Source organism: Actinomadura craniellae, assembly GCF_003289645.1.
GTDB lineage: Bacteria > Actinomycetota > Actinomycetes > Streptosporangiales > Streptosporangiaceae > Actinomadura_D > Actinomadura_D craniellae.
In genome coordinates, this window is the sequence record NZ_QLYX01000006.1 from 268,257 (window position 1) to 290,643 (window position 22,387).

21 protein-coding genes are annotated in these 22,387 nt (G+C 73.6%); 10 read left to right on the forward strand and 11 right to left on the reverse strand.

Annotated elements, in window-relative coordinates; all coding sequences use genetic code 11:
• Positions 1–26: 26 nt before the first annotated feature.
• Both DPM19_RS15580 and DPM19_RS15585 read right to left on the reverse strand, forming a co-directional pair.
• Positions 27–1,682, reverse strand: a complete 1,656-nt coding sequence (locus DPM19_RS15580) for a fumarate hydratase (protein WP_111868074.1) — start codon at positions 1,680–1,682, stop codon at positions 27–29.
• A gap of 36 nt (positions 1,683–1,718) precedes the next feature.
• Positions 1,719–2,669, reverse strand: a complete 951-nt coding sequence (locus tag DPM19_RS15585) for a DMT family transporter (protein WP_111868075.1) — start codon at positions 2,667–2,669, stop codon at positions 1,719–1,721.
• Between the two features lie 81 nt (positions 2,670–2,750).
• On the opposite strand from DPM19_RS15585, the gene pdxR reads away from it, so the two are divergent.
• Together pdxR and DPM19_RS15595 are read left to right on the forward strand one after the other, a co-directional pair.
• On the forward strand, positions 2,751–4,136 hold the full coding sequence (pdxR, locus tag DPM19_RS15590) for a MocR-like pyridoxine biosynthesis transcription factor PdxR (protein WP_111868076.1): 1,386 nt from the start codon (positions 2,751–2,753) through the stop codon (positions 4,134–4,136).
• A gap of 28 nt (positions 4,137–4,164) precedes the next feature.
• Positions 4,165–4,395: a hypothetical protein gene (locus DPM19_RS15595; RefSeq protein ID WP_111868077.1), complete on the forward strand. Its 231-nt coding sequence runs from the start codon at positions 4,165–4,167 to the stop codon at positions 4,393–4,395.
• A 214-nt stretch (positions 4,396–4,609) separates the two neighbouring features.
• Here DPM19_RS15595 and DPM19_RS15600 read toward each other — a convergent pair whose 3' ends face one another.
• From DPM19_RS15600 to DPM19_RS15610, 3 genes are all read right to left on the reverse strand, one after another.
• Positions 4,610–5,719, reverse strand: a complete 1,110-nt coding sequence (locus DPM19_RS15600; protein WP_233510192.1) for an MFS transporter — start codon at positions 5,717–5,719, stop codon at positions 4,610–4,612.
• A gap of 220 nt (positions 5,720–5,939) precedes the next feature.
• Positions 5,940–6,758, reverse strand: coding sequence for an ABC transporter permease (locus DPM19_RS15605; RefSeq protein WP_111868082.1), 819 nt, complete (start codon positions 6,756–6,758; stop codon positions 5,940–5,942).
• Positions 6,755–7,696, reverse strand: a complete 942-nt coding sequence (locus tag DPM19_RS15610) for an ABC transporter ATP-binding protein (RefSeq protein ID WP_199485104.1) — start codon at positions 7,694–7,696, stop codon at positions 6,755–6,757. Before DPM19_RS15610 ends, DPM19_RS15605 begins: the two co-directional genes overlap by 4 nt.
• Positions 7,697–7,770: 74 nt before the next feature.
• Between DPM19_RS15610 and DPM19_RS15615 the strand changes: the two genes are divergently transcribed.
• A complete protein-coding gene (locus DPM19_RS15615; protein ID WP_233510193.1) occupies positions 7,771–8,376 on the forward strand; it encodes a DUF1707 SHOCT-like domain-containing protein in 606 nt (201 codons plus the stop codon).
• Between the two features lie 44 nt (positions 8,377–8,420).
• On the opposite strand, the gene glpX is transcribed toward DPM19_RS15615, so the two are convergent.
• A complete protein-coding gene (gene glpX / locus DPM19_RS15620; RefSeq protein WP_111868087.1) occupies positions 8,421–9,455 on the reverse strand; it encodes a class II fructose-bisphosphatase in 1,035 nt (344 codons plus the stop codon).
• 119 nt (positions 9,456–9,574) lie between these two features.
• Here glpX and DPM19_RS15625 point away from each other — a divergent pair, with 119 nt between their 5' ends.
• Together DPM19_RS15625 and DPM19_RS15630 are read left to right on the forward strand one after the other, a co-directional pair.
• Positions 9,575–10,192 carry a TetR/AcrR family transcriptional regulator gene (locus DPM19_RS15625; protein ID WP_111868090.1) on the forward strand — a complete coding sequence of 206 codons (618 nt, stop codon included), beginning with the start codon at positions 9,575–9,577 and terminating at the stop codon, positions 10,190–10,192.
• A 20-nt stretch (positions 10,193–10,212) separates the two neighbouring features.
• Positions 10,213–10,821: a DUF4245 domain-containing protein gene (locus tag DPM19_RS15630; RefSeq protein WP_111868093.1), complete on the forward strand. Its 609-nt coding sequence runs from the start codon at positions 10,213–10,215 to the stop codon at positions 10,819–10,821.
• Positions 10,822–10,828: 7 nt separating this feature from the next.
• Here the strand turns inward: DPM19_RS15630 and DPM19_RS15635 are convergent, their stop codons facing one another.
• Genes DPM19_RS15635 through DPM19_RS15645 form a run of 3 tightly spaced genes read right to left on the reverse strand, consistent with a single transcriptional unit; the run spans position 10,829 to position 13,025 of the window.
• Positions 10,829–11,086, reverse strand: a complete 258-nt coding sequence (locus tag DPM19_RS15635) for an exodeoxyribonuclease VII small subunit (protein WP_111868095.1) — start codon at positions 11,084–11,086, stop codon at positions 10,829–10,831.
• A 9-nt stretch (positions 11,087–11,095) separates the two neighbouring features.
• Positions 11,096–12,334, reverse strand: a complete 1,239-nt coding sequence (xseA, locus tag DPM19_RS15640; protein ID WP_199485105.1) for an exodeoxyribonuclease VII large subunit — start codon at positions 12,332–12,334, stop codon at positions 11,096–11,098.
• A gap of 40 nt (positions 12,335–12,374) precedes the next feature.
• Positions 12,375–13,025 (reverse strand): hypothetical protein, encoded by a 651-nt coding sequence (locus tag DPM19_RS15645; protein WP_146778881.1) that lies wholly within the window; start codon positions 13,023–13,025, stop codon positions 12,375–12,377.
• Positions 13,026–13,230: 205 nt separating this feature from the next.
• On the opposite strand from DPM19_RS15645, the gene DPM19_RS15650 reads away from it, so the two are divergent.
• Positions 13,231–14,187, forward strand: coding sequence for a 4-hydroxy-3-methylbut-2-enyl diphosphate reductase (locus tag DPM19_RS15650; RefSeq protein ID WP_111868102.1), 957 nt, complete (start codon positions 13,231–13,233; stop codon positions 14,185–14,187).
• A 24-nt stretch (positions 14,188–14,211) separates the two neighbouring features.
• On the opposite strand, the gene DPM19_RS15655 is transcribed toward DPM19_RS15650, so the two are convergent.
• Together DPM19_RS15655 and DPM19_RS15660 are read right to left on the reverse strand one after the other, a co-directional pair.
• Complete coding sequence (locus DPM19_RS15655) at positions 14,212–14,745, reverse strand: DUF6542 domain-containing protein (RefSeq protein ID WP_233510194.1); 534 nt, start codon at positions 14,743–14,745, stop codon at positions 14,212–14,214.
• Complete coding sequence (locus DPM19_RS15660; protein WP_111868108.1) at positions 14,742–16,103, reverse strand: DNA recombination protein RmuC; 1,362 nt, start codon at positions 16,101–16,103, stop codon at positions 14,742–14,744. The genes DPM19_RS15655 and DPM19_RS15660 overlap by 4 nt, the downstream gene beginning before the upstream one ends.
• Positions 16,104–16,241: 138 nt before the next feature.
• Between DPM19_RS15660 and ychF the strand changes: the two genes are divergently transcribed.
• The 4 genes from ychF (at position 16,242) to DPM19_RS15680 (ending at position 22,373) form a co-directional block, all read left to right on the forward strand.
• Positions 16,242–17,333, forward strand: a complete 1,092-nt coding sequence (ychF, locus tag DPM19_RS15665) for a redox-regulated ATPase YchF (protein ID WP_111868110.1) — start codon at positions 16,242–16,244, stop codon at positions 17,331–17,333.
• A gap of 230 nt (positions 17,334–17,563) precedes the next feature.
• Positions 17,564–18,586 carry a conjugal transfer protein gene (locus DPM19_RS15670; protein WP_111868113.1) on the forward strand — a complete coding sequence of 341 codons (1,023 nt, stop codon included), beginning with the start codon at positions 17,564–17,566 and terminating at the stop codon, positions 18,584–18,586.
• A 197-nt stretch (positions 18,587–18,783) separates the two neighbouring features.
• Positions 18,784–19,065, forward strand: a complete 282-nt coding sequence (locus tag DPM19_RS15675) for a hypothetical protein (protein WP_111868116.1) — start codon at positions 18,784–18,786, stop codon at positions 19,063–19,065.
• Positions 19,066–19,145: 80 nt separating this feature from the next.
• Positions 19,146–22,373: a TcpE family conjugal transfer membrane protein gene (locus DPM19_RS15680; protein WP_111868118.1), complete on the forward strand. Its 3,228-nt coding sequence runs from the start codon at positions 19,146–19,148 to the stop codon at positions 22,371–22,373.
• The last annotated feature ends 14 nt before the right edge of the window (positions 22,374–22,387 follow it).

Consider the following 22,387-nt stretch of genomic DNA (forward strand, 5'->3'; position numbering starts at 1 on the left):
GTTTCCGGGGAATTGGATGATCACGCTCAGCGACGGCCGATGGTGAGAACCGGTCCGGTCGTATCGGCGAAAAAGTCCTCGCCCTTGTCGTCGACGACGATGAAGGCGGGGAAGTCCTCGACCTCGATTTTCCATACCGCCTCCATGCCGAGCTCGGGGTACTCCAGCACCTCGACCTTCTTGATGCAGTCCTGCGCCAGCCGCGCCGCGGGCCCGCCGATCGACCCGAGGTAGAAGCCGCCGTGCTCCTTGCACGCGGTGGTGACCTGCTGGGACCGGTTGCCCTTGGCGAGCATCACCAGCGACCCGCCCGCGGCCTGGAACTGCTCGACGTAGGAGTCCATCCGGCCCGCGGTGGTGGGGCCGAAGGAACCCGAGGCGTAACCCTCCGGGGTCTTCGCGGGGCCCGCGTAGTAGACCGCGTGGTCGCGCAGGTAGGCCGGCATGGGCTCGCCCGCGTCCAGCCGCTCCTTGATCTTCGCGTGCGCGATGTCGCGGGCGACCACCAGCGGACCGCTCAGCGACAGCCGGGTCCTGACCGGGTACCTGGTCAGCTCGGCGCGGATCTCGTCCATCGGCCGGTTGAGGTCGATGCGGACCACCGCGTCGTCGAGCTGGTCGCCGGTGGTGTCGGGCAGGTACTGCGCCGGGTCGGTCTCCAGCCGCTCCAGGAAGACGCCTTCGGCGGTGATCTTGGCGACGGCCTGCCGGTCGGCGCTGCACGACACGGCGATCGCCACCGGGCAGGACGCGCCGTGCCGGGGCAGCCGGATCACGCGCACGTCGTGGCAGAAGTACTTGCCGCCGAACTGGGCGCCGATGCCCAGCTTCCGGGTCAGCTCCAGCACCTGCTCCTCCAGCTCGACGTCGCGGAAACCGTGCCCGAGCGGGGAACCCGCGGTGGGCAGCGTGTCCAGGTAGCGGGCCGAGGCGTATTTGGCGGTCTTCAGCGCGTACTCGGCGCTGGTGCCGCCCACCACGATCGCCAGGTGGTACGGCGGGCAGGCCGCGGTGCCCAGCGAGCGGATCTTCTCCTCCAGGAAGGAGATCATCCGCTTGGGGTTCAGGACGGCCTTCGTCTCCTGGTAGAGGAACGACTTGTTGGCGCTGCCGCCGCCCTTGGCCATGAACAGGAACTTGTAGGCGTCGTCCATCCCGGGGCCGCCCGTGGCGTACAGCTCGACCTGCGCGGGCAGGTTGCTGCCGGTGTTCTTCTCGTCCCACATCGTCAGCGGGGCGAGCTGCGAGTAGCGCAGGTTCAGCCGGGTGTAAGCGTCGTACACGCCCCGCGAGAGGTGCTCCTCGTCCCGCCCGTCGGTGAGGACGTGCCGGCCGCGCTTGCCCATCACGATCGCGGTGCCGGTGTCCTGGCACATCGGCAGCACCCCACCGGCCGCGATGTTGGCGTTCTTGAGCAGGTCGAGCGCCACGAACCGGTCGTTGGGCGAGGCCTCGGGGTCGTCGAGGATGCGGCGCAGTTGGGCCAGGTGCCCCGGCCGCAGCAGGTGCGCGATGTCGTGCATCGCCGTATCGGTCAGCAGCCGCAGCGCCTCGGGGGCGACCTCCAGGAACGTGCGTCCTCCCGCCTCGAAGGTGGACACCCCCTCGGTGGTGAGCAGGCGGTACTCCGTCGTCTCGTCGGGGCCGAGCGGCAGCAGGTCGGTGTGGGCGAACTCGGGCATCGGGCATCCTCGCAGCACGATCGGGTCGGGACCGCCCTACAGCGTACGGCGCCCGCCGCCCGCGGCGGCCGGTACCCGCCCGCCTGCCGGCGGGGAGGGCGCCGGTGCGGCGCGCGGCCGGGAGAGGCCGACGAGCAGGCCGCCGACGACCAGCGCGGCGCCGGCGAGATCGGCCGCGCCCGGACCGGCCAGGCCCAGCGCGGTGGCGGTGGCCAGGGCGCTGAGCGGGACCAGGCCGCCGAACAGGCCGGCCCGGTCGGCGCCGATCCGGCCCAGTGCGTCGTACCAGAGAAAGAACGCCACCGTGGTCACGATCACCGCGAGGTAGGCCAGCCCCGCCGCCTCCTGTGGGGTGGGGACGCGGAGCACCGCCCCGCCGTCGATCGCCAGCCCGGTCACCGCCAGCAGCGGCGCGGCCAGCGCGGTCGTGTAGGCCGTCAGCACAACCGGCCCCAGCCGGGGCAGCAGCGGCACGGCGAGCAGGGAGAAGCACACCTCCCCGGCCAGCGCGCCCACGGCGGCGGCCGTCCCGAGCGCGCCGCCTCCGCTCAGCCCGTTGGCCAGGGCGGCCCCCAGGGAGACCAGCACCGCGCCCGCCAGCACCCGGGGCGCCGGGCGCCGGCGGCCGGGGGAGCCGCCGACCAGCGGGCCGGCCAGCGCGAGCACCACCGGCGCGGCGGCGATCATCATGCCGACGGCGACCGGGCCGGAGCGCTCGGCCGCCACGATCACGCAGACGTTGAACGCCGCCAGCCCGGTCACGGCCAGCGCCGTCAGCAGGACCCAGTCGCGCGGCCGGGGCCGGGGCAGCGGGCCGAGCGCGCGGGCGACCGCCAGCATGATCAGCGCCGCCGTGGTGTAGCGCAGCGCCTGCCCGCCGAGGATCGGGTAGTCGCCGATCACGTCCGAGATCGCGGTCAGGGTGCCCACGAAGAGCATCGCGGCGGCGGCGCCGAAAACGCCGCGCGGGCTGGTGGAGGAGGTCATGGCATGGAACGCTAGGAGCCGTTTGGTCCGGTAAACAGGGCCAATTCCATCGAGCTTGATTGGTCCAATCGGGGAGGGCCGGTGCGGGACCTGCATCTTCCGCTCGACCGGGCGGCCGGCGGGCTGTCGAGCCAGATCGCCTCCGGGCTGCGCTCCGCCGTGCGGTCGGGGCGGTTGACGGCGGGCACCCGGCTGCCGTCCAGCCGGGACCTCGCCCGCGCCCTCGGCGTCTCGCGCGGGGTGGCGGTGACCGCCTACGAGCAGCTCGTCGCCGAGGGGTTCCTGGTCTCCAGGCGCGGCGACGGGACCAGGGTGGCGCCGCTGGCCCGCCCGGACGGCCCGCCGGAGCCCGCCCGCACCCCGTCCGGCGGCGTGACCGCGGCCTACGACCTGCGGCCGGGCCCGGACCTGTCGGCCTTTCCCCGGGAGCGCTGGCAGGCCGCGCTGCGCGCGGCGCTCCGCGCGCTGCCGCACGGGACGCTGGACTACCCCGACCCGGCGGGAGCCGGCGCGCTCCGCGCCGAACTGGCCGGCTACCTCGGCCGGGTCCGGGCCGCCGTCGCCGACCCCGGCCGCCTGATGGTGGTGAACGGGGTCGCGCACGCGCTGGCGATCATCGTCCGGTTGCTCGCCGAGGACGGCCGCGGGGCACTGGCCGTCGAGGACCCCACCAGCGACCGGCAGTTGCCGACACTGCGCCGGGCGGGCGCCGACCCGGTCCGGGTACCGGTCGACGGCGCGGGGATCGACGTCGCGGCGCTGGCCCGCACGGGCGCCCGCGCCGTGCTGGTCACGCCCGCCCACCAGTACCCCACCGGGGTGGTGCTGTCGCCGCGGCGGCGGGCCGAGCTGATCGGCTGGGCCCGCGCGGTGGACGGCCTGGTGCTGGAGGACGACTACGACGCCGAGTTCCGCTACGACCGGGAGCCGGTGGGCTGCGTCCAGGCGCTCGACCCCGACCGGGTGGTGCTGCTGGGCTCGGTCAGCAAGGCCCTCGCGCCGGCGCTCCGGCTCGGCTGGGCACTCGCCCCGGCCCCCCTGGCCGGACGGATCCGCCGGTACCGCGAGGAGACGGACCTGGGCACCGCGGTGATCGAGCAGCACGCGCTGGCCCACCTGCTGGCGACCGGCGGGTACGACCGGCACCTGCGCGCGATGCGCCGCAGCTACCGCTCCCGCCGGGACGCGCTGGCCCGGGCGCTGCGCGCGGAACTGCCGGCGGCCACGGTGCACGGCGTCTCGGCCGGGCTGCACCTGTACGTGGAACTGCCGCCCGGCCACGGCGAGGCGGCGGCGGTCGCGGCGGCGGCCCGGGCCGGGGTCGCGGTGGTGGGCGCCGCCCCGATGTGGTCGCGCCCCGCGCCGTCGGCCGCGCTGGTGCTCGGCTACGCCCGGATGGGCGAGGCGCGGCTGGCCGATGCGGTGAAGATCCTCGCGCGGGCGATTACCCCGCGTGATGATGGGTAGGTGCAGCGACCGAAAAGGAGGGCGGCGGATGAATCTCGAAGAGGCGGCTCGGCAGCTCAAGATGGCGGTTCACGACGCGCAGGTGGCGTTCGACTGCATCGGCTTGGGTGAGCTCGACCGGGCACAGGAGCACGCGATCACGGCACGGGCGGCGGTCGACGCGGCCGAGATGGGGCTGCGGCAGGCGCTCGCCGACATGACCCCCGAGGAGGCCGCCGAGGCCGGCGACCAGGCCGTCAAGGCCCTGGAGGACGCCTAACGGCGCGCGCGACCCGGTGACCGCGCCCGCAGGGGCCGGTCACCCGGGTCCGCCCGGCCTCGACGTGGAACGGCCGTTCCATGGAACCGTCCCGGCGCGGCGAGCCCGCGTCGGCCCTGTCCGGTTTCGGTGGGGAGCGGGCATCCCGCGGAACCGTCCCCTCGGGTGAGCCCGCGTCGGGTCCATCCGGCTCTGGCGGGGACCTCAGCCGGGGTCATCCAGGCGCCTGGGGAACGGCGCCGCCCGGGGCGGGGGCCGGTGCGGCGGATCGGGGTGCCGGGTCGAAGCCGCGGGCGGTGGCGACGATCACCAGTACCAGGGCGGCGGGCACGATGAAGGCCAGCCGCAGCCCGTGCTCCGCGCTGACCGGGGCGATCGCGCCCACCACGGCCGCGCCCAGCACGAACCCCACGTAGTTGAAGACGTTCAGCCGGGCGACGGCCACGCCGAGCCCCGTCGGATCGACCCGTCCCGCCGCGGAGAACGCCACCGGGGCCACCACGCTCAGCCCCAGCCCCGCCACCGCGACCGCGAGAATCGCCGAGACCGCGTTCGGCGCGGCCACCAGCCCGCACATCCCCACCAGCCCGACCAGCCCGCCCGCCCGGACCACCCGCGTCCCGCCGTACCGCCGGACCGCCAGGTCGGCCACGCCCCGGCTCACCACCATCGTGACCTGGTACGCCACGTACGCCAGCGGCGCCACCGCCGCCGAGGCCGCCAGCTCGTCCTCCAGGAATTTCGTGCTGTAGTTGGAGATGGCGGCGTCGGCGAGGTAGAAGACCCCCATCGCGGCGCCCACCACCAGCACGGGCCGCCAGGGCACCCGCACCGCCGCCGCCCGTAGCTCCGCTGCGCCGGGGCCGTGCCCCTCCTCGGCCTTGCCGTACAGCCGGGGGCCGGTGACCAGCGAGAACACCACTCCCACAGCCGCGGGAACGGCGAACCCGACGGCCAGCGACAGATCCAGCCGGTTGGCCAGCGCCGTCCACAGCCCACCGAGGATGCCGGCCACGCTCCAGACGGCGTAGAACCCCGTCAGCAGGCTCACCCCGTACCGCCGCTCGACGGCCACCCCCTGCGCGTTCATCGCCGCGTCCACCGCACCGACGAACAGCCCGAACAGCGCCACCGCGACGTACAGCGCCCGATCGTCCCCTCCGGTCAGCCCGACCAGCGCGACGGCCACGCACACCCCCGGCTGGGCGACCCGCAGCACGACCGCGCTGCCCAGCCGCGCGAACAGGAACCCCGCCAGCACGCTGCCGACCCCCGCGACCAGCGGAACCAGCAGCAACACCACGGCCAGCGCACCATCACTCATGGCATGCGCCTCTTGCACCCGAGGCACCCGCGTCACCAGCGAGGCGAAGCACAATCCCTGGATCGCGAACCCGGCATACGCGGCGAACCGCGCCCACCGATCCCGCCCGGCAAGGCTCCCGTCCATCGCACCCGCCCCAAGCCCCAAAACCCGAAAGAGATTCGCGTCAGCCTAGGCACCCCCTCCCACCAGGTCAACGCCCATCCCACCGCGGGCCCTGTCACCCGATCAGGCGCTTGCGCATTCCCTGCAGGGCCAGTAGCCACATCAGCGCGCCGAACAGCAGCAGCGCCCCCACATGCCCCAGATCGGTCAGCGGCCGCAGCCCGAAGACGGCGTGCCGCACCAGTTCCACGCAGTGGTAGAGCGGGTTGGCCAGGCTCACCGCCTGGGCCCAGCCGGGCAGCGTCGTGACCGGGAAGAACGTGCCCGCGACCAGGAACAGCGGGGTGACCACCCCGGTGATCACGTAGTCGAAGGAGTTGATCGAGGGCACCACCGTGGAGGCCCAGATGCCGAACAGCCCGAACCCGAACGCGGTCGCGAACGCGATGAGCGGCACCAGCAGCATCCCCGCCGACGGGTCGAGCCCGAACGCCATCGCGACCAGCAGCGGGGTGCACGAGTAGATCGCGGACTTGGCCGCGATCCACAGCACCTCGCCCGCGAGCAGTTCGTGCACGTCGACCGGGGTGGCCAGCATCGCGTCGTAGGTGTGCTGGTAGACCCGCCGGATGTAGCTGTTGAACATCCCGGGGAACACCGAGGTGAACAGCGCGGCCGTGCCCACCACCCCGGTGCCGACGAAGTCGATGTAGCGGTAGTCGCCGATCACCGCCATCAGCGAGCCGAACCCGTAGCCGAACGCCAGCAGGAAGAACGTCGGTTCGACGATCGCGGCGAACGACTGTGACCGCCAGTAGCGCTTGTACAGCGCGAACTCGTGCCGCCAGACCCCGCGCACCGGGGCCAGCTCGAACCGCCGCAGCGGGGGCGCGGGCGCTTCCCGGGCGGTTTCCGCCGGCATTCCCGCCGTCATTCCACCGTCTCCCCGGTCAGCACCACGAAGACGTCCTCCAGGGTGGCGGCCCGCGGTACCCCGTCGCCCAGCTTGTCGGCCAGCGAGGGGGTGATGGCCTCGGCCCGCAGCACCGAGACCGTGGGGCCGGTGCGCCGGGTGGGCAGGCCGTGCGCCCGGGCCAGCGCCTCGATCTCGGCCAGCCGGTCGGGCGGGCCGTGGTGCTCGACGGCCCGCTGCCCGGCGTGTTCCCGGATCAGCTCGGCGGGCGCACCCCGGGCCACGACCCGGCCGTGCGACATCAGCGCGCAGTCGTCGGCGAGCCGCTCGGCCTCCTCGATGTAGTGGGTCGACATCAGCACCGTGGTGCCGCCGGCGCGCAGCCCGTCGATCAGCCCCCACAGCTCCGCCCGCACCTGCGGGTCGAGCCCGACGGTGGGCTCGTCGAGCAGGACCAGCCGGGGCCGGTGCACCAGCCCGCGGGCGATCAGCAGCCGCCGGCGCATCCCGCCGGACAGCGCGTCCACCCGGGTGTGCCGCTTGCCGGTCAGGTGCGCCAGCGCCAGCGCGTCGTCGACGGCGGCCCGGCGGCCGGCCCGGGGCACCCGGTAGAGGTGGGCGAAGACCTCCAGGTTCTCCTGGGCGGTCAGCTCCTCGTCGAGGTTGTCCTGCTGGGGCACGACGCCCATGAGGGCCCGCACCCGCTTGGCCTCGCGCGGCACCGGGTGCCCCAGCACCTCGATGGAGCCCTCGTCCGCCCGCGCCTGGGCGGTCAGCAGCCGCATGCTGGTGGACTTGCCCGCGCCGTTGGCGCCGAGCAGGCCCAGGCAGATCCCGGCGGGCACCGTCAGGTCGAGGCCGTTCACCGCGGTCACCTCGCCGAACCGCTTGACCACCCCGCGCAGCGCGATGGCCGGCGGGGCCTGCCCGCCCGTGTCGTCGAGCCCTTCCACCGGCATGGGGTCAGACTAGGCAGTGGGCACGACATTTCCCCATCGGTTTTCCGGGCGGTCGGGCCGCTATCGTCAAAGACGTGGAAGCATCCCGGCGCCGGGCCGTCCCCGTCAGCGAGCTGCGCGCGTCCGACGCCGACCGCGAGCGGGTGGCCCGCCTGCTGAGTGAGGCGATGGCCGACGGGCGGCTCACCCTGGCCGAGCACGGCGAGCGCATCGACCGGGTGCACGCGGCGCGGACGCTCGGCGAGCTGACCGGGCTGACCACCGACCTGGCCACCGCCGAGAGCCAGCCGATCCTGGTCGACGACCGGCCGCTGCTGGCCACGTTCGGCTCGCTGCGCCGCGGGGGGCGCTGGGTGGTGCCGGTCCGGCTGCCGCTGCTGGCGCTGTTCGGCACGGTGGAGCTCGACCTGCGCGAGGCGATCCTGCAGCGCCGGCATGTGGTGATCGACGCCCGGGTGCTGTGCGGGCGCGTCCGGCTGCTGGTGCCTGAGGGGGTCCGGGTCGACGTCTCCGGTCGTACGATCCTCACCTCCCGGGGGGTGCGGGTCCGCCCCGGCGACGGCGACGGCGTCCCCACGGTCGAGGTGAGCGGGACGCTCGTGTTCGGTTCGGTCAGGGCCCGGGCGCCCCGGGTCACCTGGCGGCGGCGCGTCGGTGACCGGCTGCGCCGGCCCCGGTGAGGGCGGTGCCGCGGGCGCCCGCCGCCGGCGGGCGCCCGCGCGGGTCAGACGGCGGCGTCGAAGTTGATCGCGCTGTAGGCGCGCAGCTTGCTCAGCTGGTGCTCGCTCGACACCTTGCGGATGGTGCCGCTGCGGGAGCGCATGACGAGCGACTCCGTGTACGCGATGCCCTTGCGGTAGCGCACCCCGCCCGCGAGTTCGCCGTCGGTGATGCCGGTGGCGGCGAAGAACACGTCGTCGGACGTCACCAGGTCGTCGGTGGTGAGCACGCGGCCGAGGTCGTGCCCGGCGTCGATGGCCCGCTGCCGCTCGGCGTCGTCCTGCGGCCACAGCCGGCCCTGGATCACCCCGCCGAGGGCTTTGATCGCGCAGGCGGCGATGATGCCCTCCGGGGTGCCGCCGATGCCGAGCAGCAGGTCGACGCCCGTGCCCTCCCGGGCCGCCATGATCGCGCCGGCCACGTCGCCGTCGGTGATGAACTTGATCCGGGCACCCGCCTCGCGGACCTCCTTGACGATCCCCTCGTGCCGCGGGCGGTCGAGGATCACCACGGTCACGTCCTGCACCGAGGAGCCCTTGGCCTGCGCGATCGCCCTGATGTTGTCGCCGATCGGGCGCTCGATGTCGACCGCGTCGGCGGCCTCGGGCCCGGTGACCAGCTTCTCCATGTAGAACACCGCGGACGGGTCGTACATCGAGTGGCGGGGCGCCACCGCCAGCACGGCGATCGCGTTGTTCATGCCGAGCGCGGTGAGTCGGGTACCGTCGATCGGGTCGACGGCGACGTCGCACTCGGCGCCGCTGCCGTCACCGACCTCCTCACCGTTGAAGAGCATCGGGGCGTTGTCCTTCTCGCCTTCACCGATCACCACCACGCCCTGCATGGATACGGTGTTGATGAGCTGGCGCATGGCGTTCACGGCGGCGCCGTCGGCGCCGTTCTTGTCGCCCCGACCCACCCATCGGGCGGCGGCCATGGCAGCCGCTTCGGTCACGCGGACCAATTCCATCGCAAGGTTGCGATCTGGAGCATCCTGCGCGGTCGCAAGCGGGGAAGATACGGTCGTTTCGTCAGACATGGCGAAGCTGCCCTTCCATCGTCGGCCTGTAGGGATCGTAGTTGGCGGCGAGTTGGGCGTACTCTCGGCGTCCGGGGGCGGCGCCGGCGCGCCGTGCCGGACAGAAAGGAAAGGCGAGCGTGAGCAGCGTCGAGGAATCGGTCGCGCGGGTCTCCGATCGGGGAGCCGCGACCAGGGGCGCCCTGCTGGCGGCCGCGTGCGATGTCTTCTGCGAGGCGGGTTTCGCCCAGGCGGCGGTCACCGACATCGTCGCCCGGGCGGGCGCGAGCGTCGGCAGTCTTTACCACCATTTCAACGGCAAGGCCGATCTCTACCTGACCCTGTTCGAGGAGTTCCAGACCCGGCAGCAGGAACGCACCCGCGAGGCGGTGCACGCGGCGCGGGACGCGGGCGAGGCCGATCCGATGCGGCTCTTCATCGCGGGCGCCCGGGCGTACCTGTACGGGTGCGTGCTGGAGCGGAACGTGGCGCGGCTGTTCATCTCCGGGGACGGCCCGCCGCGATTCGACCGGATCATGCGGCAGCGGCTGAACACCTGGGCCCGGCGGAACGCCGCGCTCTTCCAGACCGCGGACGGCGGGGTGGACGAGGCGCTGGTCACCGTCCTCACCGGGGCGATGGCGGGCTCCGTCGCCGAGGTCTCGCTGAGCGATGACGAGGACGTCTCCCGGCAGTTGGCCGACGAGGTCGTGGCGATCATCGGCACGATCCACAACCCCGGTGCGGGGAACGCGTGACCGTACGAGATCCTGAACGCATGACGGAGCGGACCGCCGGTGGCCCCATCCGGGTCAGTCCCGCCGTGCACAAGCGGCTGACGACCGGCCTGGGCGGCTACATCATGGCGATGGCGGCGTGTTTCCTGCTGGTCGGGGTGATCGTCGCGATCACCCCGCGCAGCGACAAGGAAGTGCTGCCCACCGTCGACTACCAGACCGGCCTGTGGGCGATGCGCCTGGACGCCCCCTACACCGTGCACGCGCCCGAGGGCCTGCCCGCCGGCTGGCGGGCCACCAGCAGCCGGGTCACCGGTCTGAACGGCAAGGGACCGGCGGCCTGGCACCTCGGCATGCTCACCGCGGCCGACGAGTACGTCGCGGTGGAGCAGAGCAACGAGCGGCCCGCCGACTTCGTCCGGCGGATGACGAACACCAAGGAGCCCGTCGGCTCCCAGCAGGTCGCCGGGGTCACCTGGGAGCAGTGGTACCGCGAGGACAAGAACCAGCGGTCGCTGGTGCGGCGGCTGCCCGGGGTCACGCTGGTGGTGACGGGCACGGCCTCGTTCGCCGACCTCGGCGTGCTTGCCGCCGCGCTGCGGCCGCAGCCCCGGAACTCCCCGGCCCCGGTCCCGACCCCCCAGAGCTAGACCGAGCCTAGAAGGGCGCGGGGGACTCGTCCGGGGCGCCGTTCTCCATCGCGGCGGCCAGCCGGACGCGGGCGCCCTCCAGCCACTCCTCGCAGAGGCCGGCCAGCCGCTCGCCCCGCTCCCAGAGGGTCAGCGACTCCTCCAGGGTGAGCCCGCCCGCCTCCAGCCGCCTGACCACGTCGGCGAGCTCGTCGCGGGCCTGCTCATACGACTGCGGGTCGCCCGGGCGGGCGCCGGCGCGCTGTTGCTGATCGTCCTCGGCCACCCGCCCAGCCTAGGCCGTGCCGCCGGTGCCCGGAGCCGGTTCCGCGGGGCCGGTGACGGTCACGGCCAGCCGGCCGTCGGCCAGCCTGACCAGCAGCTCGTCGCCCACGGCGGCGTCGGCGGCGGAGCGCAGCACCGAGCCGTCGGGAAGCTGCGCGATCGCGTACCCCCGGCGCAGGGTGGCCGCGGGTGACAGCGCGACCAGCCGGGCCCGGGTGTGCGCGAGGTGGTCGCCGGCCCGGTCCAGCGCCCCGGCCAGCGCCCGGCGGGCCCGGTCGCGCAGCGCCAGCGCCTGCTCGGCCTGGCGCTCCACCTCCTGGACGGGGTCGGCCAGCGCGGGCCGGGTGCGCACCGACTCCAGCCAGGCGGCCTCGCGGTCGAGCCGGCCCGCCACGCAGCGCCGGCCCTGGTCGCGCAGCCGGCGGACGAGCTGGAGCTGCTCGCGGACGTCCGGCACCACCCGCTTGGCGGCGTCGGTGGGCGTCGAGGCGCGCAGGTCGGCCACCAGATCGAGCAGCGGGGCGTCCTGCTCGTGCCCGATCGCGCTGACGACCGGAGTGCGGGTCGCGGCGACGGCCCGGACCAGCGCCTCGTCGGAGAACGGCAGCAGGTCCTCCATCGCGCCGCCGCCCCGCGTGATGACGATCACGTCGATGTCGGGGTCGGCGTCGAGCCCGCGCAGCGCCGCCATGATCTCGCCGACCGCGTGCGTGCCCTGGACGGCGGTGTTCTCGATCCGGAAACGCACCGCCGGCCAGCGGCGGCGGGCGTTCTGCAGGACGTCGTGCTCGGCGTCGGAGTCGCGCCCGCAGATCAACCCGATCCGGCGGGGCAGGAACGGCAGCGGCCGGCGCCGCTCCGGGTTGAACAGCCCCTCGGCGGCCAGCACCCCCTTCAGCCGCTCCAGCCGGGCCAGCAGCTCGCCGACCCCGACCGGCTTGACCTCCAGGGCGTTCAGCGAGAACGTGCCGCGGTTGATCCAGAAGTCGGGCCGGGCGTGCACCACCACCCGGGCGCCGTCGGTCACCGCGGGACCCGCGGCGTCGAACACCGCGCGCTGCCCCACCACCCGCACGGACATGTTCGCGACCGGGTCGCGCAGGGTCAGGTAGACCGTGCCGCCGCGCCGGTTCAGCTCGGTGATCTGCCCCTCGACCCAGATGCGGCCCAGCCTGCCGATCCAGCCGCCGACCGCCTGCAGCACGGTGCGGACCGGTACGGGCGACTCGGCCGAGGTCTCCATGGACATTGGGGCAGCCTAGCCAGCGCCGCCGCCCCGGGCACGCGGGTCAGCCCAGGCCGGCGAGCTTGATGAGCCGGTTCTCGTACATGCGCAGCACCTCGGGCCGGGCGGCGTGCTGCCGCTCGTAGTCGCGCAGCCGCGACACCTGCGCCGCGGTCAGGCCGCGCAGCCGGGCGCGCAGCGCGGCGAGCGTGGCCTGGTCGTAGTTCGGCACCGGCAGCGAGTCGGCGGTGATCGTCGCCGTGTCGGTGGGCTTCGGCTCGGGGCTCGGGGTGGGGCTGGGGGCGGGGCTGGGGACGGGGCTGGGCGCGGGTTTCGGCTCGGCGGCCGGCTTGCCGACGACGATCTCGGGTTCGGCGGCCGGGGAACGGCTGGGCCGTGCCGCGGGCTTCGGGGCGGGCCGCGGGGTGGGCCGCGGGGCGGCGGCCGGCTCCGGGCCGGACCCGCGGACCCGCTCGAACACCCCGGTGACGACCTTCCCGGCCGTGTGCTGGGCGTCGTCGCGCAGCCGGCCCAGTACCGGGCCCACACCGCCCTCGCGCAACTCCTTGTAGTCCTTGGTGACGCGGTCGCTCAGCAGCAGCGCCCGGCCCACCCCGAACATCGCCAGCCGGACGGCGTGCAACGGGAGGTCGCGTACCTGCTCCTCCACGGCTTCCTGGACCTGCTGCTTGATTTGGCGCGGCGATCGAGTCATCGGTTGGCTCCCTAACTGTCCTGGTCGTTCGGACCGGATCGAGACGGCACCAGGTGTCAAGTATCACTGTGCCGCATCGTGCGATGCCGGTCACCTCGGGTCACCTGGTTCGTGACCGCCGGCGAGGGGCCCAAATCCTCCGTCAGCCCAATGGTTCCGCGTCCCTGGCCTCCCGGGAGCCTCTCGGGGTTCGTACGATGGCGGCATGACTTCCACCAGCCGCCGTGTCCTGCTCGCCAAGCCCCGCGGTTACTGTGCGGGGGTCGATCGCGCCGTCGAGGCGGTCGAGGTCGCCCTGGAGAAGTACGGAGCGCCGATCTACGTGCGCAAGCAGATCGTGCACAACGTGCACGTCGTCAAGACTTTGGAGGAAAGGGGCGCGATCTTCGTCGATGAGACGGAGGAGGTGCCCGAGGGTTCCATCGTGGTGTTCTCCGCACACGGAGTGGCCCCGGTCGTGCACGAGGAGGCCGCAGGCCTGAGCCTGCGCACCATCGACGCCACCTGCCCGCTGGTGACCAAGGTCCACAAGGAGGCGGTGCGGTTCGCCGCCGACGACTACGACATCCTGCTCATCGGGCATGAGGGGCACGAGGAGGTCATCGGCACCACCGGTGAGGCGCCCGACCACATCCATCTGGTGGACGGTCCCGGCGACGTCGCCAAGGTCCAGGTGCGCGACCCCGACAAGGTGGCCTGGCTGTCGCAGACGACCCTGTCGGTGGACGAGACCCTGGCCACCGTGGCCGCGCTGCGCGAGCGGTTCCCGAACCTGATGGACCCGCCGTCCGACGACATCTGCTACGCCACCCAGAACCGGCAGACGGCGGTCAAGGAGATCGCCGCCCAGGCCCAACTGGTGATCGTGGTCGGCTCCACCAACTCCTCCAACTCGGTGCGGCTGGTGGAGGTGGCCAAGGAGTACGGCGCCGACGCCTCGTACCTGGTGGACTACGCCGAGCAGATCGACCCGGCCTGGCTGGAGGGCGTCACCACGGTGGGCCTCACCAGCGGCGCCTCGGTGCCCGAGGTGCTCATCCGGGGCGTGATCGACTGGCTTGCCGAGCGCGGTTTCGACCGGGTCGAGGAGGTCGAGTCGGTCAAGGAGAGCATGCGCTTCGCCCTGCCGCACGAGCTCCGCAAGGACCTGCGGGCCGTCTGACCGTGCCGCCCCTCGGGGCGTCGCTCAGGACTCCTCCCAGCGGACGGGGTCCTCGTCGTGCTCCTCCTCGAACAGCCGGGTGCTGGCCAGCTGGTCGCGGAGCTCGCGCAGGTTGCCGAGCAGCCCTCGCGGCACGGTGATCGCCACCACCAGCAGGGTGCCGAGGAACAGCCAGGGAGCCCCGGTCGCCAGGGCCCCGACCAGCCCGACCAGGAGGCTGCGCAGCATCGAGCCGTCGCCCAGCGCGGCGCCGAGCTCGACGGTGAACGCCGCGGCCAGGAAGGCGACGGGCGGGCTGACCGCGAGGGTGAGCAGGTCGGCCGGACGGGTGGTCAGCGCCGCCAGGGCGCAGCCCGCGGCGAACGCGATCCCGAACGGCGCGGCCGTCTCCAGCCACCCGGCCAGCAGGGCGCCGAGCAGGGCGGCGCCGTAGATCACTACGATGCCGCCTCGCCCGGTGAGGGCGGCCGACGATCCCCGGGGCCGGCGGCGCGCGGATCCCTTCGGCGTCCTGGCGGCGTCGCCCGAAGCTCCACGCATGGTCGTCGGTGTGCTCACGGTGCCTCCTGCCCTCGGTCGTCGGTGTCCGGAGGAACGCGGTCGGCGCCCCTCCCGCGGAACAGGCCCAGAGGCCGGTCCGAGGCGGCGAGCCGCCGGGGGAAGCCCACCGCCTCGGCGGGTTCGGCCACGGGGTCCACGGGGTCTTCGGTCAGCTCGGCGGCCGACAGCGCCCGGGTGCTCTCCTCCACCGGAAGCGGCGCCGCGAGGTCGTCCTCGACGACGCCGAGCTGGTTCAGCCGCCGGGCGCTGACCAGCACCCGGGTCTCCAGCGAGGCGACGGTGCGGTTGTAGGAGCCGACCGCGTTCGACAGCGTCCGGCCCAGCTCGTCCACGTGCCGGCCCATGGTGCCCAGCCTGTCGTACAGTTCCCGGCCGAGCTCGAACACGGCCCGCGCGTTGCGCGACAGCGCCTCCTGCTGCCAGGCGTACGAGGCCGTGCGCAGCATGGTGATCAGCGTGGTGGGGGTGGCGATGTGCACCCGCCGGCGCAGCGCGTACTCCAGCAGCTCCGGCGCGCGGTCCAGCGCCGGGGCCAGGAACGCCTCGCCCGGGATGAACAGGACCACGAACTCCGGTGCCGGGCTGAACGCCTGCCAGTACGACTTGGCGGCGAGCCGGTCCACGTGGTCGCGCAGGTGCCGGGCGTGCGCGTCCAGCCGGGCGGCCCGCGCGGCGTCGTCGTCGCTGTCGGCGGCGTCGAGGTACGCGGCCAGCGAGACCTTGGAGTCGACGACGATGTTCTTGCCGCCGGCCAGCCGGACGATCAGGTCCGGCCGGACGGTTCCGTCGTCGGTGGTCGCGGTGGCCTGCTCGTCGAAGTCGCAGTGGTGGGCCATGCCGGCGAGCTCCACCACGCGGCGCAGCTGGAGCTCGCCCCACCGGCCGCGGGCCTCCGGCCGCTGCAGGGCCCGGACCAGCGTCCGCGTCTCGCCGCGCAGCTGCTCGGAACTCTGCCGGACGAAGTCGACCTGTTTGGCCAGCATGGCGTGCGACTCGCGGCGGCCGATCTCGACCTCGCGCAGCTGCTCCTCCACCCGGGCCAGGGTGTCGCGCAGCGGGGCGACCAGGTTCTCGACGGCGTCCTTGCGGCGGTCGAGCTCGCCCGCGGCCTGGGCGCCCGCGGCCCGCAGCCGGACGTCGGCCAGTTCCAGGAACCGCTGGTTGCTGGCGTCCAGCGCGCGGGCGGACAGGGACTCGAAGTGCTCGGTCAGCCGCTCCTGCACGTACGCGGCCTTCTCCTCCGCGCTCTTGGCCCGGGCGATCAGGGTCGCCTGCCGGGTGGTGGCGAGCGCGTAGCCGACGACCGCGCCGAGGGCGGCGCCGAGCGCGAGGCCGGCGAGCAGGGCGGGGTCCATGGCCTCATGGTGACAGCGTGGAGTCACTCGGTCGGCCCGACTCGCCGAGATGTCCGATTGCCGGCCCCTGCTCCTGGGTTTGTTCCGGGGTTCTTTTCGCGACGAGGGCACGGGGGGCACGCACTAGACTCGCCGACCGTGAGTCTCTCCATCGGCATCGTCGGGCTGCCCAACGTCGGTAAGTCCACGCTCTTCAACGCGCTGACCAAGAACGACGCGCTGGCCGCGAACTACCCGTTCGCCACCATCGAGCCCAATGTCGGTGTGGTCGGTGTGCCCGACCCCCGGCTGGAGAGGCTGGCCGAGGTCTTCGGGTCGGCGAAGATCCTGCCCGCGACGATGGAGTTCGTCGACATCGCGGGCATCGTGAAGGGCGCCTCCGAGGGGCAGGGGCTCGGCAACAAGTTCCTGGCCAACATCCGGGAGACCAACGCGATCTGCCAGGTCATCCGGGTGTTCGACGACCCCGACGTGACCCACGTGGACGGTGACGTGGCGCCGTCCCGGGATATCGAGACGATCAACACCGAGCTGATCCTCGCCGACCTGCAGACGATCGAGAAGGCCCTGCCGCGCCTGGAGAAGGAGGCGCGGACGAAGAAGGACAAGGAGGGCCTGGCGGTCGTCGAGGCGGTCACGGCGGCGCAGAAGATGCTGAACGAGGGGGTCACGGTCTTCGCGGGCGCCGGTCCGGCCGGGATCGACGTCGACCGGCTGCGCGAGCTGCACCTGCTCACCGCCAAGCCGTTCCTGTACGTCTTCAACCTGGACGAGGACGAGCTCGGCGACGAGGCACTGCGCGGCCGGCTGCGCGACCTGGTCGCCCCCGCCGAGGCGATCTTCCTGGACGCGAAGATCGAGGCCGAGCTGATCGAGCTGCCGGATGACGAGGCGCTGGAACTGCTCCAGGGAATGGGACAAGAAGAGTCTGGTTTGTCCCAGCTTGTACGAATTGGATTTGGCACTCTGGGTTTGCAGACCTATTTGACGGCCGGTCCCAAAGAGGCCCGGGCCTGGACCATCCGCAAGGGGGCGACCGCGCCCGAGGCCGCCGGCGTCATTCACACCGATTTCCAGCGGGGCTTCATCAAGGCCGAGATCGTCTCCTACGACGACCTGGTCGCCGAGGGGTCCGTCGCCGCGGCCCGGGCGGCGGGCAAGGCCCGGATGGAGGGCAAGGACTACGTCATGCAGGACGGCGACGTGGTGGAGTTCCGCTTCAACGTCTGAACGGGGTTCGCGTACCGCGGATTGGACAGGTACGCGATCGTCACCCTTTGGCAATCTCACCTGCTCCGACGTGAAGTGGATCGAGTTATCCACAACCGCGCGGCGGGGCTGTGCTTCCTCCGATGACGCTGGAACAATTGACCTCCGTGGTTAGGCTGGGAAAACCAGACCACATAAGACCAGGCTGAGATGACCGCGCCGACCGGGGGCAAGGCGCGAGCGGAGGCGCGATGGCTCGCAGGTCGGCCGTGCAGAGCGGCCCTGTCAAGACTGCCCGGGAAGGGCGGGCCGGTGACGATGCCGTCCCCCCGCTCGACGACGCCGGCGGCGCCGACTCCTGGGACATGTCCGACGGGCGGCGAGGCCGAGGGGCCAAGGGGCGGCGCTGGGGTGGATCCGGGGGCCGGTGGTGGCTCTGGATCGGCCGGGCGATCCTCTGGGCGTTCCTCATCGTCGTGCTGGTCAACGGTGTTCGGGCGCCGTTCGAGCGGTTCACCGCGGACGAGTCCGGCACGCCCGAGGCGCCCCGGGTCACCGGTACGGGCACGCAGTTCCCGACCGCCGCCGCGTCCTCCTACGCGCTGCAGTTCGCCAACGTCTATCTCAACTACGACGAGAGGACGGCCGACGTCCGGGAGCAGCAGCTCCGGGCGTTCCTGCCCGACGGGGCCGACGGGCAGCTCGGCTGGAACCGGGCGGGCCAGTTGCAGGTGCAGTCCGTCCAGGTGGCGGGGGTCGAGGCGCGCGACGCCAACAACGCGATCGTCATGCTGCTGGCCCGCGCCGGCGACAAGTGGCTCCAGCTCGCCGTCCCCGTCTACGCCAGGAACGGGGCGCTGGTGATCTCGGGTCGTCCCGCGCTGCTGCCGCCACCCGGCCGGGCGACGCCGCCGCAGCCGCCGAACCGCGAGCGCGACACCGCCCTGGAGGGCGAGCTGCAGACGACGCTCGGCCCCTTCTTCCAGGCGTACTCCCGCAGTGACCAGCCTTCGCTCGATCGCTTCGCCGAGCGACCCGGCATCACCGGGCTGGGGAACACCGTCACCTTCATCGCGGTCAAGGAGGTCATCGCTCCGCAGGGCGGCGCCGATGAGCGCAAAATCACTGCGACGGTCACCTGGCAGATCCCGGCGACCGATGCGCGCAACCCGAGCGGCGAACTCGACCAGACCTACGAGCTCACCGTGGTGAAGAAGGACGGCAACTGGTACGTGAGAGACATCCGTGGCGCCGTGCCGCCGACCGGATCGTGAGAGGCCGGCTGATGGAGCCATCGACGACGCCGCAGCGGGCGCGATGTCCCGTACTCTCCCAGGAGAGTCATCCGGGACGAACCCCCGTGCCTCCGCGAGGGAGCCCCCCGGCAGCCCTGGGGAGGCAGATCACGGCGGAGCGGTCGGCCGCGTCCGCCGGGATGTGCCCCCCGCGTATCGAGGAAGGCGGTTAGTCGATGCTGTACCAGGTCATGGCGTCGCTGCCGGATCAGCTGGTGGCGGCGCCCGACGATCTCAAGACGGACCAGCTCGCGGACTGGCTGCGCGGCATATTCGGTCCGCTCTTCCTGGTGATCGTGTCCATCGTGGCGCTGGTCTTCCTGTTCACCCGGGAGATCACGCGTTTCGTGCAGTTCATCGTTCTTGCGATCGGGATCGGAGTCATCTTCTACGTGCCCAATGTGATCGAGACGACCGCCAGGGCGATCGCCAAGGCGCTCGGAGTGGAGCTGACCTGACCCGGCGAGCCGCTGCCCGCCGGGGCCGGGCGGGACCTGCCGGGCCGCCGCCGCGCTTGGCACAGTTAGGGGAGTAGGGCGTGGATCTACCCACGTACACCAACATCTGGCGCATCGAGAAGCGGCTGTACAAGCTGTACGACCTGAGGCTTCCGATGCCGCTGCCGCTGGTGCAGATCGGCGTGTTCGTCGGCATCTTCGTGCCGTGGATCCTGATGCTCCAACTCGTCGGAGTCCCCTTCCGCACCCCCTGGCACGTGCTCTACCTGGTCCCGCCCGGAGTGCTCACCTGGCTGGCCACCCGGCCGGTCATCGAAGGCAAGCGACTCACCGAACTGCTGCTGTCCCAGACGCGTTACCTCGCCGAACCGCGCACCTGGTGCCGGCTCACCCCGATCCGCGAACCGCGCGAGGTCCTGGTGACCGCCCGGATTTGGCGCCGGGCCGACGGCACCGCGACGGCGCCGGCCGCCATGGAGCGGGCCGCCCTGCGCGCGCACCGCGCCCGGGGAATCGGCGTCGAGCCGGCCGTGGCTGTCCGGGCCGTCCCCGCACCCCGGGCCGAAACCGAGCCCGTCGCGGCCGCCGCCCGGCCCGGCGTTCCGGCCGGCCACCGCGAGCAGGCCATGGAGAGCGGGCCCGCGGGGTGCCGCGCCGCCCGCACCTGGCGGCCCACCACCCCCCGCGAGATCTCCCACGAACCCGAAGGAACCCCGACCCCGCCCGGCGACCGCCGGGTGGCGGGCGCCGTCCCGCCCACCGAACCCCCCAGGCGGACCGAAGAGGACAGGCCCGCCCCCGTGGAGCGGGAGCGCCCCCCCGCCACCCCGGTACTCGAAGTGCCCCCGGCCCGCCGGGCGGACGAGCCCGTGGCGGGCAAGCGCGGCCTGGCCTCGGGGGTCCGCCGGCCCGGTGCGCCGGGCGGATTCTGGCCGGCCATCGCACCGCAGGCCGAGGGCTCCGCATCCGACGCCGCCGCGCAGCGGCCACCCGCCCCAGAGCCGCCGGACACCCGGCCGGACCTGCCCGGACACGAGGTCCCCGCCCAGACCGCCACCGTCGGCGACCCGGGCGCCGCAGAGTCCCCGGCCGGGCGAGGCGACCACCGGCACGTGGCCGAGACTCCGTCTACGGAGCCGCCGGCCGCCCAGGACGATCCCCGGCGCACGGCCGAGACACCGATCGCGGAACCGCCGGCTGGGCAGAGCGACCGCCGGCGCGTGGCTGAGGCTCCGTCCGCGGAGCCGCCGGCCGGGCAAAGCGATCCCTGGCGCACGGTCGAGACACCGATCGCGGAACCGCCGGCCGCCGAAACACCGGCGGCCGGAGGCGCGCCGGTGGAGGCGGCGGGCACCCGAGAGCAAGCTCCGGCCCCCGCCCGCGAGGAGCCGGTCGCCGAAGGTCCGCCACCGGCGGCGGCGCCGGGCGGAGACGAGCCGCCGCGTGCCCGCCCGCCCGTGGCGCCCGCGCCGATCACCCGGCCGGACATCCCGCAGACCCCGCCGACCACCGTTCCGGACATTCCGATGGTGCCGGGAGCGTTCGGTGCGCGGCGTCCGGTCCAGGACCGTCCCGGCGAGCCGGTGCCGTCCGCCGCCGGACCTTCCGTGCCCCCCGCACCGGAAGAGCGGGCCGCGGCCGAGGCAACGCGTGCGGAGCAGACCACGGCCGGCCCTGCCGACGGGCCGGCGCGGCCGGAGGAGGCCGAGCAGGTGGCCCACGTGACGGAGGAGCCCGCGGCGGCTGCCGGGGAGACGGCCTCCGACCGTCCCGAGGTCGCAGCCAGGGCGGAAGGCCCCGGAGCGCCGGACCGAGAGCAGAGCCCCGCACCTTCCGAAACCGGGGAGCGGACCGGCGAGGCCGAGGTTCCCCGGGCGCCCAGGCCCTGGTCGGAAGGGTTGTCCCGGCCGCTGCGGGCGGCGCGCACCGACGCGATGCTCTGGCCTCCGCTGCCTCCGCCCGGGCGGGCGGCGCCGGCTCCCGGCGAGCCGGGGCGAGCGGTCGACCGGAACGTTCCGGCGGGCCCGCCGCCCGGCGAGCCGGTACGGGAGACGGACGCGCCCGGACGAGCCTCGGCCCCCGAAACCCCGGCCGCCCAGAACGAGACTTCGGCCCCTGCGCAGCCGCCGGTTCCGTACCGGCCCGCACGGCCGTCCGGCGACCCGTTCATGCCCTCCCGGCCCGGCGGTGGAGCACCGGGGACGGGCTCGCCCTGGCCGGGCGCGCCGGCCCGCCCGGAACCCGACGGCGACGAGCGGTACGGCACCGACTCCCCGTGGCCGGCGGAACGTCCCGCCGACGAAGAGCAGCCTCCCGCGCGCGAGGTGCGGTCGGGCCCGGCGTCGCCGGTCCGGCCCAGGCCACTGCCGGGCCCGCCGTCGCCCCCGCCCGCACCGGCGGCCATCACCCAGCCGGACCCCGAGCAGGAGACCGCGGGAGGCGGCGGGCTACGCCGGCTGATCCGAGCGGTAGGCGGCGGGTACAGCGAAGTCGACCAGGATTACCAGGAGCGGCTGCAACGGCCGTTCCAGGGCACCCGGCGGATCGTGGTGCTGGGCTGCACCGGCGGCGCGGGGCAGAGCGTGACGGCGCTGATGCTCGGCCACACGTTCGCGCAGCACTGCGGCGAGCCGATCGTGGCGATCGACGTCAACCCCGGTCCGGGCGCCCTGGCCCGGCGGACCCGCAGCGAGACCCACGAGACGCTGACCGGGTTGATCACCCGGGCCGACCAGATCGGCAGCCTGACCGCGATGCGCCGGTACACCTCGCAGGCCAAGTCGGGGCTGGACGTGATCGCCGCCGGCAAGAACCCGCTGCAGGCCCTGGATGACCGCGACTACGCGCTGGCCATCCGGACGCTGGACCGGTTCTACTCGATCACGTTGCTGGACGCGGCCGCCGCGGTGGTCGCCCGGGTGCTCCCGCACGCCGACCAGATCGTGCTGGTCGCCCCCGCCAGCGCGGACGCGCCCCGCGCGGTGTCGATGACCTTCGAATGGCTCGACGGGCACGGCTACGACGAGCTGCGGTCGCGCGCGGTGACCGTGATCAACGGGGTCAGCCGGCGGAGCATGGACGATGTCGAGCAGGCCGAGGCGGTCGCCCGCGGGCGATGCCGGGCGCTGGTGCGCATCCCGTGGGACGATCACCTCAGCATGGACCGGTCACCCCGCAACGAGCTGAAATCGCTGCGCTCCCCGACCCGCCGGGCCTATCTGGCGCTGGCCGGGGTGGTGGCCGGAGGCTTCGGGGTGGTCCCCGAGCGCTACGAGCAGCCCGAGCAGGAACAGGAGGCCTCCCGATGAGCCCCGGACAGCCG